The organism is Marinococcus sp. LNHM5E3-2.1 (genome assembly GCF_056034365.1).
This window is the reverse complement of the sequence record NZ_JBQLIB010000012.1, coordinates 38,264-53,737: the sequence shown is the minus strand read 5'-3', so window position 1 is coordinate 53,737 and position 15,474 is coordinate 38,264. Positions and strand designations below refer to the sequence as shown.

Here is a 15,474-nt window from a genome sequence, read left to right as displayed (position 1 = left end):
TTGTAAATTCACATTTATATCTGCTCTGTGCGAAGCCGGTCGGCTACTACTGCGATAAATTCACTGTTTGAAGGCTTGTAGGGCAAGGCACCGTCCTGGCTCCAGCCGAACAGATCGGATATTGCCTGCGTATGGCCGCGGTCCCATGCAACAACGATGGCATGTCTTAACGCCCGTTCGACCCGGCTTGGCGTCGTCTGAAATTTCCGGGCAATTTCAGGATACAGCTGTTTGGTGACCGCGTTAATCATCTGCATATCATCCACCACAAGTTTCACTGCTTCCTGCATATATACATAGCCTTTAATATGGGAGGGAATACCAACATATTGAATAATATCCTTAATACGTTCTTCCACCGACCGACGGCCAGAGGATTTTTCCGGCATATCCTCAATCAGCACCTGGGAATTCAGGCTTTCTCTATGCACATCCCGGATATTTGCCATCAGTGCTTCCATATCAAATGGCTTTAAAACGTAATAGGCAGCCCCGAGCTCCACCGCTTTTTTTGTTACATCCTCCTGACCGAATGCAGTTAACATAATAACTTTCGTGTTAACAGTATGTTTATTTTTTAATGCCGTTAATACAGAAAGCCCGTCCCGATGCGGCATAATAATATCAAGGAGTAAGACCTCCGGCCGTTTTTGTTCCACTACCTCGAGCGCCTCTTCCCCGTTATGGGCCGTCCCTGCTATTTCCATGTCTTCCTGTTCTTCTATATGTTCAATTAATACTTCGACGAGTTCTTTGTTATCGTCGGCCACTACGACCCGTATCATTTCTTTCCGCTCCTTTTGCCGCAGGCTCTGCCACGTTCCATTTTCCTTTCGACATTATTTTACCATAGCGTGTCGCATAGAAAAAGACAACTTCAGCAGTTGTCTTTTTCAGGCGGACACATTCTATTGGGGCTACACATTGCTTTTAGCTTTTTCAGCCATTTCCAGCAGTTCAGTCGCATTTTCTCTTGTCAGTGCCGTCACTTCGACTCCCGAAATCATCCGGGCGATTTCATCGATTTTATAATCTGACGTTAACGGTGTAACGATCGTTTGGACTCTTTCTTCTTTTTCTTCTTTTTGAATATACAAATGGCTGTCTGCCATTGCAGCTACCTGTGGCAGATGGGTGATGCAAAGTACCTGGGAGCCTCTGGAAACCAGATGGATTTTTTCCGCAATCGCCTGGGCAACCCGGCCGCTTACACCCGTATCAACCTCGTCAAAAATCAGGGAAGTAACGTGCTGGAAGCCGGAAAGGATCGTTTTCAATGCCAGCATGATCCTGGAAATCTCCCCGCCGGAAGCTACTTTTGCGAGCGGCTTTAACGGCTCACCTGCATTGGCTGAAATAAGGAACTCAATCTTGTCTGCTCCCTTTTCATTAAATACCCACGTTTCCCCCTCCGGCGTCTGATAGGTTTTCCCCCGGCTGAGAGGTGAAATCTGCACTTCCATTGCAGCCTTCTCCATGTATAGTGCCTGAAGCTCCTGCTGCACACTGCCGGCAAGCGAATGACCCGCCTGGCGGCGAAGATCGGTTAATGTTTTTGCTTCGGCAATCAGCTCTTCTGCTGCCTGGGAAAGCGCCTGCTCATATTCGGCGATTCGCTCTTCTTTATTGGCGAGTGAATCGATTTCCTCTTCGATTTTGGAGGCATACACTAAAATTTCTTCAACGGAATCTCCGTATTTTCTTTTCAGCTTATTCAACTCATCGAGCCGGTTTTCCACTTCGTTTAACCTCTCAGGGTCAAACGCCATGGAATCAGCTTTGTCCCGAAGCGTAAACGTTGCCTCTTCCATCATGTAATAAGCCGAGCTGATTGATTCGGAAAGCTCTCCGAGATCTGTATCGATTTCTGCGGCTTCTTCCACGCTCGATACGGCCATACCTGCCCAGTCGAGGGCTTTCCCTTCACCGTACAGGTGATCATAGGCTCCCCGGATCGCCTCAAACAGTTTTTCGCTGTTGGCCAGAATGTGACGTTCTTTTTCCAGATCTTCATCTTCACCAGGCTGAAGGCCGGCGGCCTCAATTTCCTGAAGCTGGTATTGAATAAAATCCAGCCGGTTTGCTGTTTCCTGGTCACTTTCCTTCAGCTGCTTTAATTTGGCCTGCAGCTGTCCAAAACGGTAGTAGCGTTTTTGATAGTCTTCAAGCGCTTCTTCAAGCTCCGTTTTCCCGAACCGGTCAAGCATCTGCTGATGACGTTCAGCATGCATCAGATCCTGATGTTCATGCTGGCCATGGATATCTACGAGGCTGTGGCCTGTTTCCCTTAATACAGCAAGCGTCACCAATTTACCGTTGATGCGGCAGATGCTCTTGCCCTGATGCGTAATATCCCGGCGCAAAACGACCATATCATCTTCAATATCAATGCCTGCGGCCTCTAATTTTTCAACTGCGGGGTGGTTATCCTCCAGGCGGAACAGCCCTTCCATTTCTGCCCGTTTTTCTCCGTGGCGTACATATTCAGCCGATCCCCTTCCACCGATAAGCAGGCCGATCGCATCAATGATGATGGATTTTCCGGCACCCGTTTCACCGCTTAATACTGTTAATCCATTTTCAAATGAAACGGTTAACTCTTCGATAATGGCAAAATTTTTGATGGAAATTTCTTCAAGCATTTCTGTACCCCATTTCCAATTAGCGTTAAAGCATTTCTAAAAATCGGTTTACAATCTCCGGCGAATTTTCCTTCTGCTTGCATATAATGAGAATCGTATCATCCCCGCAAATGGTTCCCATAATATTTTCCCAGTCCAGATTATCAATGAGTGCACCTACAGCATTGGCGTTGCCCGGCAGTGTTTTCATGACAATTAAATTCTCCGAATGGTCAATGCCGACAAAGCTGTCCACGAGCGCCCGTTTTAATTTCTGCATAGGGTTGAAGCGCTGATCGGCAGGCAGGCTGTACTTGTATCTGCCATCAATCATCGGCACCTTCACAAGGTGAAGCTCTTTAATATCCCGTGACACCGTCGCCTGGGTTACGTTGTAGCCATCCCCCCGGAGTCTCGCTACTAAATCATCCTGCGTTTCTATGTCTGTATTTGAAATCAATTCCCTGATTTTTATATGTCTTTGTCCCTTATTCATCCCGAAACCTCCCGTGCAAAACTACTTTCATCATAACTATTTCATTATAATTATACAAGTTTATGAGTAAATAGCATGCCATGATTTAAAAATTCTTTCAAAACCGTGAGTTAAACAAAAAAAACGCCGAAGGGTATCGGCGTTTACGAAGGTTCCAGTTTTTTCTTGAATGATTCATGTGCATCACGGACTACAGCTTCTATTTGCTCTTCACTGAGAGGAGACGGCTTATCGCTTAATACCGAACCATACAGCAGGTATTCAATATTGCCGTCTCCCCCGGTAATCGGTGAAAAATCGAGCGCTTCCGGCACTAAGTTATAGCTTTCGGCTGACTGAATTGTTTTTTTCAGTACCTCCCTGTGCACCGCGGGGTCCCTGACAATGCCTTTTCTGCCAACCTTTTCCCGTCCCGCTTCAAACTGCGGCTTGATGAGTACGCAAAAGCCGGCACCTGCGGCCAGCACCTGCGGCATCACCGGGAAAAGCTTTTCCAGAGAGATAAAGGATACGTCAGCGATCAGCAGCCCGGGAAGCCCGCGCGTCAGCTGACTTTTATCCAGGTACCTGAAATTCACTCTTTCCATCACCTCTACCCGGGGGTCCTGGCGAAGCTTCCAGGCGAGCTGATTGTAGCCGACATCCAACGCATATACCATAGAAGCCCCGTTTTGCAGCGCGCAGTCGGTGAAGCCCCCGGTAGAAGCTCCGACATCGAGCACCACAGCGTCCTGCAGCTCCAGCTGAAAAGACTCAATAGCTTTTTCCAGCTTTAATCCGCCCCGGCTGACGTAGGGCATCTGCTTTCCCTTCAGGCGTAAAGCTGCCTCATCACTTATTTTTGCGCCGGGCTTGTCCACCACTTCATCATCTGCCAGTACAAGACCTGCCATAATTGCCCGTTTAGCTTTTTCCCGGGAATCAAATAGTCCCTTCTGCACTACCAGCGTATCAATGCGTTCTTTATTCATCCGCGGATATTTGTTCTTTCTTTACTGGTCATCGCCGCCACTTTTTCCGCTACTTTCTCTGGCGTGAGGCCCAGTTCTTCATAAAGCTCCGGCACACTGCCATGCTCTACATAGTAGTCGGCAATGCCCATCCGGCGGATTGGAAGCGAGTCATGCTCATGGTCGGCCATATATTCAAGCACGGCACTTCCGAAGCTGCCCTTCAGTGCTGCTTCTTCGACTGTCAGCACCGGCTTACCTTCTTCAGCTAATTCTTCGAGCATTTCATCATCAAGCGGCTTGGCTGAACGGGCATTAACGATACGGACATCTGTGCCCTGGCTGCTTAACAAAGCAGCTGCCTCCTCTACGATTGGAAGCATTGTTCCAAACGAGAGGATCGTACAGTCCGTCCCTTCACGGACGATTTCCCATTTGCCATAAGGAATCATTTGAAACTCTTCATCCATCTCCACTCCGAGGCCGTTACCACGCGGATAGCGGACAGCTGTCGGGCCATCGTCATTATGGAAAGCCGAGTACAGCATATGCTGCAGTTCATTTTCATCCTTCGGCATCAATATTTTCATATTCGGTAAATGCCGCAGGTATGCAATATCAAACACGCCCTGGTGCGTCTCTCCATCAGCGCCGACCAGTCCTGCACGGTCAATGCCAAAGAGCACATTCAGATTCTGGCGGCAGACGTCATGAACAAGCTGGTCGTAGCCCCGCTGCAAAAACGTGGAGTACACGCCGAACACCGGCTTCATTCCCTGCGTGGCAAGCGCTCCAGACATCGTCGTAGCGTGCTGTTCGGCGATGCCTACGTCAAACATGCGATCCGGGAATTTGTCCGCAAACGTGTCGAGCTTCGTACCGCCGGCCATAGCCGCTGTTATGGCCACCAGACGCGAATCCTGTTCTGCTATTTTTTGCAGGGTATTGCTGAATACGGCACTGTAGGCAGGCGCGGCTGCCGGTTTTTTAATTACTTCACCGGATTCAATCTTATAGGGCCCAAGACCGTGCCACGTTCCTTTGGCATCCTCCTCCGCCGGTGTGTAGCCTTTGCCTTTTTTGGAGAGTACATGCACAATCACCGGTCCGTTAGTGTCTCTGGCATATTTAATGTTAGCGTGCAGGTCATCGAGATCGTGACCATCCACTGGACCGAGATACGTAAATCCAAGCTCTTCAAAAAACATGCCGGACAGAACCATCTGCTTCATGCTGTCTTTCATCCGGTCGGCATAGGAAGCAAGCTTCGACCCGAACGCAGGAATTCTGCGCAGCATATGGTCGACGTCTTCTTTCGTTCTGCGGTAAGTACCGGCTGTCCGAATACGGCCGAGCATACTGTGGAGTGCCCCTACGTTCGGAGAAATCGACATCTCATTGTCGTTCAGAATAATAGTAACGTCCGTCTGTTCATGCCCGATATGGTTAAGTGCTTCAAGAGCCATACCGCCAGTAAGGGCTCCATCACCAATAATAGCTGCTACTTTGGCATCTTCGCCCTTCAGCTGATTCGCAAGCGCCATTCCCTCTGCCGCAGACAGCGACGTCGAGCTGTGGCCAGTCTCCCATACGTCATGTTCACTTTCTGAGCGTTTAGGGAAGCCGCAAAGCCCCTGGTACTGGCGCAGCGAATCAAAGCGATCCGCGCGTCCAGTTAAAATTTTGTGCACGTAGGACTGGTGCCCGACGTCCCAGATGAGTTTGTCTTTTGGCGTGTTGTACAGCTGATGCAGGGTGAGCGTTAATTCCACTACTCCGAGATTGGGACCGAGATGGCCGCCCGTAACGGATAATTTTTCAATTAGAAAAGCCCGTATGTCTTCCCCGAGTGCTTTTAGCTCTTTATCATTGTATTCCTTCATGAATCCAGGGTCTTGGATCGTTTCCAGGTTCATTTAAATCCCCCTACCTGCTATGTTTTTCTGTTGATGAATTCCATCTTCTTTTCTTTGGAATCAGCTTAATTTTTAACTTATTTTCAATAAAATACAAGACTCTTCCGACCTGAAAAACAATATTATTCGCATACGTAATCGCTAGTGTTTTCCCAAGTGCTTTCCCGCTGACTGTGAGCGCTGCCACGACAGCGGTGAATATAGTACTTAGAACCAGCTGGCCGTTGGAGCTGTTATTTGTGCCAATGGTCATACCAAGCTGCACAACAACTGCCGAGCTGGCCGTCCCGCTTACAACCCCGCTGATATCGCCGATCACGTCGGCACAAAAGTTCGCAACCCGGTCGGCGTTCCGCTGAATAAAAACACTGTGGGAGGCCCCGGGAACTTTTTTAGCGGCCATTGCATTGAATGGTCTCGGCTTTGCCGCGGTGGCAGCTACACCGATCACATCAAAGATGACACCGGTAAATACGATGATCAGCACGACTACCATGCCAATCGCCCAGCCAACCCCCGAAAGCACTGCTGTCGAGACTACCGAGAAGATTGCTGCAAGTATCAGAGTAACAAACCCAATTAACGTACTCCACCGGAGTGATTTTTTCCATAAACTATTCATCTTCACTTATCACCAAATTCTTTGTTTTTATCATAACGTACATCTCATTCTTTTAATATCATTTTGTGCTCTGGCCTGATTGTTTATACCCTAAATAACATACATTTAAGCTTTTCTCTGCTTTCCCCTCAAACACTCACGTAAAAGAAAAAAGCGCCTGTCAGCGCTTCTTCAACTACTTATGTATAAAGTTGAATGGTCGCCCGGAGCGTAAACCTTGTGGCTTAGGTCCAGTAGGATTTCCCACCAGGCAGCCAATTCGTCGCCGAATCGGTGGTTTCCCTTTAATGCCTGGTGAACGCCGTCACCGGCAGTTCGACTGAATTACCACTCAGACCACACTGCAATCCACTCCGGACGTGCGTCAAACAGCCTAGGGGTTTTCCCCGGCAGTTCCGTGCCACTTTCTTATCCTCTTTTGCAGAACAAGTTTCAGTTGTTGGGTCCCATACCAGTTGGCCGACCGGTATGATACCAATTGAACAACCTCCCCACTGTTCCACTCAAGGCAGGCTACGCTGTCGAAAGGCCTTCCCTTGGCCCTTGCAACAGGTCTTACCGCGGCATGCGTCCGGGACGGTATCCGTCTTCCAGGATGACCCGGATGCATAACCGCAGCCTCCACGGCGAAAGGGTTCGCGCCCACATGCCATTGTGGATCGCCCTTACGCCTTAACTCCCAGCACCGACCCAGGGCTGGGCGCCGCAAGCCGACGCCAGGAACTTCATCGATGTGCCCTTCAGCGGATTTTTAGGCCCGCCTTCGAAAATGGAGAACCGACTAGGATACTGCACCATTCAACTTTTCAAAGTTATTTTAGCATGGTTTTTCTGTCCTGAAAACTAATTCGTTCTGCTTTAGTGATTACGCTGACCAACATATTGGAGAAATGCTGTTAAAAGGGACGTGTCTACCGTCATGCGCCCGAGCAGCTTTTCCGCCTGTTCAATATGATGGGCGAGTTTCTCTTTTGCCCCTTCAAGCGTCAGCAGCTTTGGATACGTGCTTTTTTCTTTCGTTTCATCGCTTCCGGAGGACTTTCCCATTTCCTCGAGAGAGCCCTCTACATCCAGAATGTCATCCTTAATTTGAAAAACGAGACCGAGTTCCCGGCCAAATGCACGCCAGTTTTCCACATCTTCGTCTACAGCTTCTGCTATCAGCGATCCGGAAACTGCTGCGTAGGTCAACAGATCTCCCGTTTTATGATGATGAATGTATTCGAGCTCCTCCAGGGTGAGAGACTGCCTTTCCCCTTCGAGGTCGGCCATCTGACCGCCAACCATGCCTTCGCTTCCGGAGGCCTCAGCCAGCTCCTGTACCAGCTGCAGTCTGGCAGCGGCAGAAGCCGGCCGGCCGGCTTCCACAATCCAGGAAAAGGCTGTCGTCTGCAGAGCATCACCCGCTAAAATGGCCGCGGCTTCCCCGAATTTTTTATGATTCGTCGGCTGTCCCCGGCGCCAGTCATCATCGTCCATCGACGGCAGATCATCATGGACGAGCGAATACGTATGAATCAGCTCTACGGCAGACGCGGCCGGAAGATCCTCTTCTTCCACCGGGCGGTAGCATTGCAGCACAGCCAGTGAAAGCAGCGGACGCACACGTTTCCCTCCTGCTTCGAGAGAATAAAGCATCGCTTCTTTCAGCGTCTCCGGCGTTTTTAATGCACGTACCCGGTCAGTCAGAGCCCGGTCGACAGACGGCCGGTATGTATCGAAAAAATGCTGGAGATCTGCACTCATTCGCCCGGTTCCTCGTTTTCAAACGGTGTTACCTCTCCGTTCTCATCCACAATTTCGTCCATCTGCTTTTCAACCTTCTGCAGCTTTTCATGACACGTGTTGGAAAGCGTCATGCCCTCCTGATACATCGTGATCGCTTTTTCCAGAGGCACTTCGCCTTCCTCGAGCCGTTCTACGATCTGCTCGAGCTTTTCCATCGCCTGTTCAAAAGTTTGTTCTTGTTCTGCCAAGATTACCGCTCCTTTTCCGGACGGGAAAGTGCCTCAAAGCCATCTTCCCCTTTTTCTTTAACTTCACATTGCAGATACCCATCCGTCATATACATCCGCAGGCTGCTTCCTTCTTCTGCCTGGGCAATCGAAGACAGCACCTTATCATTTTCGTCGTAAGCAACATTGTAGCCGCGCTGTAAAATAGCCAGCGGATTCAGCAGCTCAAGCGCCTGCAGTGATTTTGCAAAAGTGGCTTTTTTCCGCTCCACCTGCTGATTCATCGCTTTTTGCAGCCGGGCCCGCTTTTCGTGCATCCGCTCGCGTTCAAGTTCGATTAAGCGCTCGGGGTGCTGGCGCATAAGCCGCTTTTCTGTTTCTTCAAGCTTCTGCCTGCTTGTTTTTATCGTCTGCAGCGCCTGCTTTTCAAGCCTTTCCATCATCCGGTCAAGATCCTGTTCTTTTTGCTCAAACAGGCGGGCCGGGTATTTAAATGCATACGAGCGACGGAGCTTGGCAAGCCGGGTGCGCTGCTCCTGTATTTTATAATTCATCTGCCGGTGCAGGCGATTCTGCAGTTGCCGGACTTTTTCCTCGAGTTCACTGATCATCGGGACAGCTATCTCAGCAGCCGCTGTTGGCGTCGCTGCCCGCACATCCGCAGTAAAGTCGGCAATCGTAACATCTGTTTCGTGTCCCACAGCGGAAATCACCGGCACGCTTACGTTCCGGATGGCTCGTGCCACCACTTCTTCATTAAACGCCCACAGGTCTTCGATAGAGCCGCCTCCGCGTCCAACGATGACTACATCTGCGCTAGTCATTTTTTCGACTCTCTCAAGAGCCCGGGTGATCGATCCCGGCGCCTGTTCCCCCTGCACCAGCACAGGGAACAATGTGATTTTCACCGGGGGAAAACGTCGCTTCAGGGTGGATACAATATCCCGTATGGCTGCACCGGTCGGCGACGTGATTACGACAATATGCCTTGGGATGGGTGGGAGAGAACGCTTATGCTCCGGTGCAAACAGCCCTTCGGCCTCCAGCTGTTTTTTCAGCTGTTCAAAGCGCACGTACAGCTGTCCGATCCCATCCGGCTCCATCGCGTTCACATACATCTGGTACTGCCCGAAAGGCTCATACACAGAGACGCTGCCTGTTACGAGAACCTTCATGCCGTTTTCCGGAATAAAAGAAAGATTTTTGTTTTTTCCGGCAAACATAACCGCCGATATTCTCGCCTGCTCGTCCTTCAGGGTGAAATACATGTGACCCCTGCTGTGCTTTTTAAAGTTTGAGATTTCTCCGCGGAGCCATACTTTCTGCAGCCCTGGGTTCTGTTCGATAGAACGCTTGATCGCACCCGTCAGCTGGGAAACGGAGAGCCATTTATCTGCAGGTGACTGCATGGCCTTATGCCTCCTGCCGGTGAAAACGTTTAGCAGATTGCAGTGTGTTGTAGAGGAGCATCGTAATCGTCATCGGACCGACGCCTCCCGGTACCGGCGTGAGGTATGAGGCTTTCTCGCTCACTTCTTTAAAATCAACGTCTCCGCAAAGCTTACCGTCCTCCTTACGGTTCATCCCGACGTCTATCACGACAGCTCCCGGTTTAACATCTTTTCCTTTAACGAACTCCTGCCGGCCGATGGCCGCAATCAAAATATCTGCCGACTGCATGTAGGACTCCAGGTCTTTCGTGCGTGAATGGCAGTGGGTAACCGTAGCATTTTTATTTAAAAGCAGCTGACCCATCGGTTTACCGACGATATTGCTTCGTCCGAGAACGACAGCGTGTTTGCCTTCAATTGAAACCCCGGTGTATTCAAGCATTTTAATAATGCCGTATGGAGTACAGGGAAGAAACGCCTCCTGGCCGGTCATCATCCGGCCGATGTTAATGGGATGAAACCCATCTACATCTTTATCAGGCGAAATGGTTTCAATTACTTTTTTATCCGAAATGTGATCCGGCAGCGGCAGCTGCACCAAAATTCCGTGGATATCTTCATTGTCGTTATAATCCTTTACAACCTGCAAAAGTTCTTCTTCAGTAACCGATTCCGGCAGTTCTTTTAATTCTGAATGGATACCGACTTCTTTAGACGCCTTCTGCTTTCCTTTGACGTACGACCTCGAAGCCGGATTATCTCCTACTAAAACCACGGCAAGCCCCGGTATTTGCTCTCCGTTATTCCAGGAGGCGACCTCCTGCTTGATTTCCTCACGCAATGAAGCTGCTACTTCTTTGCCGCTGATCAGCTGGGCACTCATTCGCTCTCTCTCCCTTCACGCTCACAATCGCTTAAAATATTCGACAACACGCCGTTGACAAATTTCCCTGCCTCTACACCACCGAATGCTTTGGCCAGTTCAATGGCTTCATTGACGCTGACATGCAGTGGAATATCAGGTACATATAACATCTCATGAACGCACTCTCTTAAAATAGCCCGGTCCACGTTCCCAACCCGTTCAAGAGTCCAGTGTTCAAGCTGATCTACGAGCCGTTCATCAATTTCTACTAGGTGTTCCCATACGCCATGCACCGCAGAAATCAGAAATTCATCTGCTTCTTCATCCTCGAGCATGGAATTTTTTATTGCCTGGTCTGCATCAACATCTGTAATATCCATCTGGTACAGTGCCTGTACGGACCGAAGCCTGGCTAAACGTCGATTCATTTCGTGTTCTCCTTTTCTCCTATGTACCCGGAGCCGTATTCGTAAATGAAAGAAGGACGGCTGCCCCGAAAAACGGTTGCGGGAGAGCCCCCCTGTTCATTTTTCCTGTTCCTGTAACGGCTGCTCTTCTTCAGGGAACTGCAGGCCGATAATGTGTACGTTCACCGCATCGATGTGAATATCTGTCATGCCCCGTACGGTCTGCTGAATGTTTTCCTGTACCTGCTTAGCCGTAACGGGCACAGAGCTTCCGTAATGAATCAGCATGCTGATCGTTACCACCGCCCCGCTTTCAGTCAAGTCTATCTTCACACCTTTGCCGTATGATTTCCGGCCGAGACGCTCTGCTACATCATCTGCGATGCTGCCCTGCAGGTCGTATACCCCTTCGACTTCGAGCGCGGCAATGCTTGCCACTACTTCAATCACGTCCCGGGCGATCTCAATATTTCCCAGGCTTTCTTTTTCTTCGCCTATCGTAAGCAGCGTGTATTCGCTCACAGCGCTCCCCGCTTTCTATGCAGCATGATTTTATTCGTCCTGCTCCGCCTCTGCTTCTGCTCTTTCTTTTTCTTCCGCTTCTTTCTGCTTTTGTACATATTCGTATTTATATTGGCGGAATACGGGATACTCAGAAAGATTATCAGGAATTTTTCCTTTTTCAAGCAGAATCAATTTGACAATATCCTTATTCCGGGCCATATGATACTTTTCTCCGTACTCATTTTCTTCAGCAAACTGTTTAATGCTTTGGTAATCTTCTTCCTGAATCGATACCGTATATTCATGGCCGGGTTCTCCGTACTGGTGCTCAAACCCTATTTCAAATTCCACGATCTGTATTTGGTCGCTTTTCATATTGCGGGTCTGTTCAAGTACCGCTTTTGCGCCTTCCGTTAAATCATTCCATTCCATATAATAGCCTCTCTTTCCGTATTACCGCTCAAAATTCCATTCCATTATATCACGGTGATTCTGCAATTTCACCGGTCCGGAGCCACCTGCGTCTATTTGTTCAAGAAAAAACGGCCTCCCCAATGGCAGGCCGTTAGTTTTTAGGCACGGGAGGCGTATGAGCCGGTCCTTGTATCGACCACGATCCGCTCGCCTTCTTCAATGAAAATAGGGACCTGCAGACGATAGCCGGTTTCTACCACTGCCGGCTTGGATCCTCCGGACTGAGTGTTACCTTTAATACTTGGGTCTGTTTCTTTGACTTCAAGCTCTACCGTGTTAGGCACTTCAACACCAAGTGTTTCAGTCCCATAACTGGTGATGGACACTTCCATGTTTTCTTTCAGAAAGTTTAATTCATACTTCAGCTGCTCGCTCGTCAATTCCATTTGGTCAAACGTCTCCATATCCATAAATGTATGCACATCACCGCTCGCATACAAATACTGCATTTTCCGGCGTTCGATGTGGGCATTATTCACTTTTTCACCCGCGCGGAAAGTTTTTTCCTGAATGTTACCCGTACGCAGACTGCGGAGTTTGGAGCGGACAAATGCTGCCCCTTTTCCAGGCTTTACGTGCTGGAATTCGACCACTGTCCAGATATCGCCGTCTGTTTCGATGGTGAGTCCTGTTTTAAAATCATTAACTGAAACCATAAACGTTCCTCCACTCTTCAATTGATCGATTATTACTATATCACAGCTGTGCGTTTTTTTATACGCACTCCCGGTTAATTGCCGACAATCGTCAGCTCTTTTGCGGAGTAGCTGAGCTTCCGGATGCCTGTTTCGGTAATAAGAACGTCGTCTTCTATTCGAACGCCGCCAAGCTCCGGTACATAAATCCCCGGTTCAATGGTAATCACCATGCCCGGCTCGAGCTGCACATCGCTTTTCGGGGAAACGCCCGGCTGTTCATGCACTTCCATACCGAGTCCATGCCCGAGACTGTGGCCAAAGCGCTCGCCGAAACCTTCTTTATTAATATGCTCCCGCGCGATCGCATCTGCTTCTTTTCCGGTCATTCCCGGCCCAATCTGCTCCACGGCCTTCACCTGGGCTTCATATACGGTTTGATATATTTTTTTCAGGTCGTCATTGGGTTCACCGACAGCGAGGGTTCTTGTAATGTCCGAGCAGTATCCGTCCACATAAGCCCCAAAATCAAGCGTCACCAGCTCCCCATCCTCTATCACTTTATCGGAAGCGATACCGTGAGGAAGAGCGCCTCTCCAGCCCGAAGCAACGATAATATCAAATGAAGATCCAGCTGCACCGTTTTTTCTCATGTAAAATTCCAGCTCGTTACTTACATCAAGCTCGGTCATGTTCGGGGCAATGATCGATTTAATGTGTTCAAACGCATCCTCAGCAATATTGACCGCTGTCTGCAGCTTATCCACTTCTTCTTTAGATTTGTACGCCCGCTGCTTTTCCACAATTCCCGATACCGGAGAAAGGGATCCGCTTAATTTTTCTCTCATATCTTCAAACTGTGCATAGGTTACATGCTGCTTTTCAAATCCGATGGAGGTCACTTCTTCACTCTGGGCGATCTCTTCGACCATATCCCATGCCGAACCTTTCTGCTCCACCACCTCGAAATCAAGGGCTTCATCGTTAGCCTGCTCCACATAACGAAAATCCGTAATCAGCCGGGCCGATTTTTTTGTGATAACCAGCGTACCGGCTGAACCGGTAAAACCACTCACATAACGGCGATTATAAGGGCTTTGTATCACTAGAGCGTCGAGCTTTTTATGTTCAAGGTCTTCCCGAATACGTGCTGTGATTTCATGCATTACCGACACCTCTTTTTCGATTAACTTTGCTTCCCTGTTTATCGTAACACAACGCCCGGAAGGGAAACAGGCATTAGGAGGGTGGAGAGCTTCATTTATATATCACGTGTATTTTCGTTAGAATATGGGAATATTAATATTACTGTGAGAGAATGTTTAAAAGTAGCGCATTTCAAATCTTTATTGTAAAATTTAAGTACTATTTCTATTAACACTATATCCCCCCTACCTCCTTATGCCTCTGCAGAAAGTTTCACCGCCTCACCCAGCGGGTATGGAAGTAAATCTTCTCAAGGAAGCTGTTTGATTTAGCAAGAAGGATATCAGGGCATCTCTGATTTTTACTATTTAATGTACTATACTATTTGATTAATTTTCGATATAACTGTCCCTGCCCGCTGATAACGCATGAAAATTTTAACGAAACGAGAGGTGTGTTCCATGCAGCAAGCGCTGAAAAATCCCATTGCCACTGTTGTGCTGGGACTTGCCATTTTAGGGGTGGGTTACCGGCTCGTAACAGACCCGCTTGGTCTGCTTCTCTATCTTGTTATTGGTGCAGCTATCGCTGTTGGATTATATTTCCTTTTCACAAAAGTTATCATGAAGCGAGCGATGATGAACCAATACCAAGCCGGCTCTAATGCTGCTTCGGGACGGCCGGGGGCAGCGAAAGGAAATCAGGCGAAAAATTTCAAACAGGCCCAGAAGCAGCAGAAGAAAAAATCCGCTAAAAACTCCAGTAAACGACGAAACGATGCAAACCTGAAAGTAATTCAGGGAAACAAAAACCGAAAAAAAGATCGGGCGTAAAATAAACGCCTGATCTTTTTTATTCATACGAACGCTGAATGTCGCGCAGCGCCTGCACACGTTCGTCATCCTCTTCAAAATACTGAAGAACATCTCCAATACGGTCAATCGCATCCCAGCTGAGATGATGTTCAATTCCTTCCACATCGGCATATATTTTATCCTCTTCCACACCGATAATATGTAAAAACTTCTCAAGCAGTTCATGCCTGTAAACCAGACGCTTACCTATTTTATTTCCTTTTGAAGTCAGCACAAGTCCCCGATACCGTTCATAAATCAGATATTCCATTTTATCGAGTTTTTGGACCATTTTTGTTACCGAGGAAGGATGCACTTCCAGCGTCTCTGCAATGTCTGAGACACGCGCATAACCTTTTGATTCAATCAGTTGATAGATCCGCTCTAAATAATCTTCCATACTAGGAGTCGGCATCGAGACCCTCCAATAAATATGATAAAAACCGTCACACAAAAAAATTGGCTTTCTTCATTTTAACGAAACTATTTCTAAAAAACAAACCTTCTTTTTCTTATTATTAACCCATATTTCAAAATTGCCCCTAAGAAACTTTTTTGTTTTCTGAATAATTCTTTCCCTTTTGAAGGGCTTTTCTTTTTTTCGCATCTGCAATCTTGTACAATATAAAGTATTGAAG

General features: G+C 48.3%; 17 protein-coding genes. 1 reads left to right on the top strand and 16 read right to left on the bottom strand.

The genetic code is table 11. From position 1 onward, the window contains the following. Window positions 1–14 precede the first annotated feature (14 nt). The 15 genes from spo0A to ACTRXH_RS12850 form a co-directional block, all read right to left on the bottom strand. On the bottom strand, window positions 15–785 hold the full coding sequence (gene spo0A / locus ACTRXH_RS12920) for a sporulation transcription factor Spo0A (RefSeq protein WP_474261845.1): 771 nt from the start codon (window positions 783–785) through the stop codon (window positions 15–17). Window positions 786–917: 132 nt separating this feature from the next. Beyond that, window positions 918–2,642 carry a DNA repair protein RecN gene (gene recN / locus ACTRXH_RS12915; protein ID WP_474282489.1) on the bottom strand — a complete coding sequence of 575 codons (1,725 nt, stop codon included), beginning with the start codon at window positions 2,640–2,642 and terminating at the stop codon, window positions 918–920. Window positions 2,643–2,667: 25 nt separating this feature from the next. Continuing rightward, window positions 2,668–3,117, bottom strand: coding sequence for a transcriptional regulator AhrC/ArgR (gene ahrC, locus ACTRXH_RS12910; RefSeq protein WP_079476774.1), 450 nt, complete (start codon window positions 3,115–3,117; stop codon window positions 2,668–2,670). A 143-nt stretch (window positions 3,118–3,260) separates the two neighbouring features. Beyond that, window positions 3,261–4,088 (bottom strand): TlyA family RNA methyltransferase, encoded by an 828-nt coding sequence (locus ACTRXH_RS12905; RefSeq protein WP_474261843.1) that lies wholly within the window; start codon window positions 4,086–4,088, stop codon window positions 3,261–3,263. Beyond that, on the bottom strand, window positions 4,085–5,983 hold the full coding sequence (gene dxs / locus ACTRXH_RS12900) for a 1-deoxy-D-xylulose-5-phosphate synthase (protein ID WP_474261842.1): 1,899 nt from the start codon (window positions 5,981–5,983) through the stop codon (window positions 4,085–4,087). Before dxs ends, ACTRXH_RS12905 begins: the two co-directional genes overlap by 4 nt. A gap of 10 nt (window positions 5,984–5,993) precedes the next feature. Further along, on the bottom strand, window positions 5,994–6,605 hold the full coding sequence (locus ACTRXH_RS12895) for a hypothetical protein (protein WP_474282487.1): 612 nt from the start codon (window positions 6,603–6,605) through the stop codon (window positions 5,994–5,996). Window positions 6,606–7,463: 858 nt separating this feature from the next. Beyond that, window positions 7,464–8,351 (bottom strand): polyprenyl synthetase family protein, encoded by an 888-nt coding sequence (locus ACTRXH_RS12890; protein WP_474282485.1) that lies wholly within the window; start codon window positions 8,349–8,351, stop codon window positions 7,464–7,466. Next, window positions 8,348–8,581 (bottom strand): exodeoxyribonuclease VII small subunit, encoded by a 234-nt coding sequence (gene xseB / locus ACTRXH_RS12885; RefSeq protein ID WP_474282483.1) that lies wholly within the window; start codon window positions 8,579–8,581, stop codon window positions 8,348–8,350. The genes ACTRXH_RS12890 and xseB overlap by 4 nt, the downstream gene beginning before the upstream one ends. Before the next feature lie 2 nt (window positions 8,582–8,583). Further along, window positions 8,584–9,969: an exodeoxyribonuclease VII large subunit gene (gene xseA, locus ACTRXH_RS12880; protein WP_474282481.1), complete on the bottom strand. Its 1,386-nt coding sequence runs from the start codon at window positions 9,967–9,969 to the stop codon at window positions 8,584–8,586. A 4-nt stretch (window positions 9,970–9,973) separates the two neighbouring features. Next, complete coding sequence (folD, locus tag ACTRXH_RS12875; protein ID WP_474282479.1) at window positions 9,974–10,834, bottom strand: bifunctional methylenetetrahydrofolate dehydrogenase/methenyltetrahydrofolate cyclohydrolase FolD; 861 nt, start codon at window positions 10,832–10,834, stop codon at window positions 9,974–9,976. Continuing rightward, entirely contained in the window at window positions 10,831–11,244 is a 414-nt protein-coding gene (gene nusB / locus ACTRXH_RS12870) for a transcription antitermination factor NusB (RefSeq protein WP_022793584.1), read from the bottom strand. The genes folD and nusB overlap by 4 nt, the downstream gene beginning before the upstream one ends. A gap of 96 nt (window positions 11,245–11,340) precedes the next feature. Continuing rightward, on the bottom strand, window positions 11,341–11,745 hold the full coding sequence (locus ACTRXH_RS12865; RefSeq protein WP_474261837.1) for an Asp23/Gls24 family envelope stress response protein: 405 nt from the start codon (window positions 11,743–11,745) through the stop codon (window positions 11,341–11,343). Window positions 11,746–11,775: 30 nt separating this feature from the next. After that, complete coding sequence (locus ACTRXH_RS12860; RefSeq protein WP_322525822.1) at window positions 11,776–12,159, bottom strand: hypothetical protein; 384 nt, start codon at window positions 12,157–12,159, stop codon at window positions 11,776–11,778. A gap of 140 nt (window positions 12,160–12,299) precedes the next feature. After that, window positions 12,300–12,857: an elongation factor P gene (gene efp, locus ACTRXH_RS12855; protein ID WP_474282477.1), complete on the bottom strand. Its 558-nt coding sequence runs from the start codon at window positions 12,855–12,857 to the stop codon at window positions 12,300–12,302. A gap of 74 nt (window positions 12,858–12,931) precedes the next feature. After that, complete coding sequence (locus tag ACTRXH_RS12850; RefSeq protein WP_474282475.1) at window positions 12,932–14,002, bottom strand: M24 family metallopeptidase; 1,071 nt, start codon at window positions 14,000–14,002, stop codon at window positions 12,932–12,934. A gap of 441 nt (window positions 14,003–14,443) precedes the next feature. Here ACTRXH_RS12850 and ACTRXH_RS12845 point away from each other — a divergent pair, with 441 nt between their 5' ends. Next, on the top strand, window positions 14,444–14,815 hold the full coding sequence (locus tag ACTRXH_RS12845) for a hypothetical protein (protein ID WP_022793589.1): 372 nt from the start codon (window positions 14,444–14,446) through the stop codon (window positions 14,813–14,815). A gap of 19 nt (window positions 14,816–14,834) precedes the next feature. Here the strand turns inward: ACTRXH_RS12845 and mntR are convergent, their stop codons facing one another. After that, a complete protein-coding gene (mntR, locus tag ACTRXH_RS12840) occupies window positions 14,835–15,251 on the bottom strand; it encodes a transcriptional regulator MntR (protein ID WP_322525818.1) in 417 nt (138 codons plus the stop codon). Window positions 15,252–15,474 lie beyond the last annotated feature (223 nt).

Bases quoted from the DNA above. Each gene is read 5' to 3' on its own strand.
- spo0A (WP_474261845.1), bottom strand. From the start codon at position 785: ATGATACGGGTCGTAGTGGCCGACGATAACAAAGAACTCGTCGAAGTA.
- recN (WP_474282489.1), bottom strand. From the start codon at position 2,642: ATGCTTGAAGAAATTTCCATCAAAAATTTTGCCATTATCGAAGAGTTA.
- ahrC (WP_079476774.1), bottom strand. From the start codon at position 3,117: ATGAATAAGGGACAAAGACATATAAAAATCAGGGAATTGATTTCAAAT.
- ACTRXH_RS12905 (WP_474261843.1), bottom strand. From the start codon at position 4,088: ATGAATAAAGAACGCATTGATACGCTGGTAGTGCAGAAGGGACTATTT.
- dxs (WP_474261842.1), bottom strand. From the start codon at position 5,983: ATGAACCTGGAAACGATCCAAGACCCTGGATTCATGAAGGAATACAAT.
- ACTRXH_RS12895 (WP_474282487.1), bottom strand. From the start codon at position 6,605: ATGAATAGTTTATGGAAAAAATCACTCCGGTGGAGTACGTTAATTGGG.
- ACTRXH_RS12890 (WP_474282485.1), bottom strand. From the start codon at position 8,351: ATGAGTGCAGATCTCCAGCATTTTTTCGATACATACCGGCCGTCTGTC.
- xseA (WP_474282481.1), bottom strand. From the start codon at position 9,969: ATGCAGTCACCTGCAGATAAATGGCTCTCCGTTTCCCAGCTGACGGGT.
- folD (WP_474282479.1), bottom strand. From the start codon at position 10,834: ATGAGTGCCCAGCTGATCAGCGGCAAAGAAGTAGCAGCTTCATTGCGT.
- nusB (WP_022793584.1), bottom strand. From the start codon at position 11,244: ATGAATCGACGTTTAGCCAGGCTTCGGTCCGTACAGGCACTGTACCAG.
- ACTRXH_RS12860 (WP_322525822.1), bottom strand. From the start codon at position 12,159: ATGGAATGGAATGATTTAACGGAAGGCGCAAAAGCGGTACTTGAACAG.
- efp (WP_474282477.1), bottom strand. From the start codon at position 12,857: ATGGTTTCAGTTAATGATTTTAAAACAGGACTCACCATCGAAACAGAC.
- ACTRXH_RS12850 (WP_474282475.1), bottom strand. From the start codon at position 14,002: ATGCATGAAATCACAGCACGTATTCGGGAAGACCTTGAACATAAAAAG.
- ACTRXH_RS12845 (WP_022793589.1), top strand. From the start codon at position 14,444: ATGCAGCAAGCGCTGAAAAATCCCATTGCCACTGTTGTGCTGGGACTT.
- mntR (WP_322525818.1), bottom strand. From the start codon at position 15,251: ATGCCGACTCCTAGTATGGAAGATTATTTAGAGCGGATCTATCAACTG.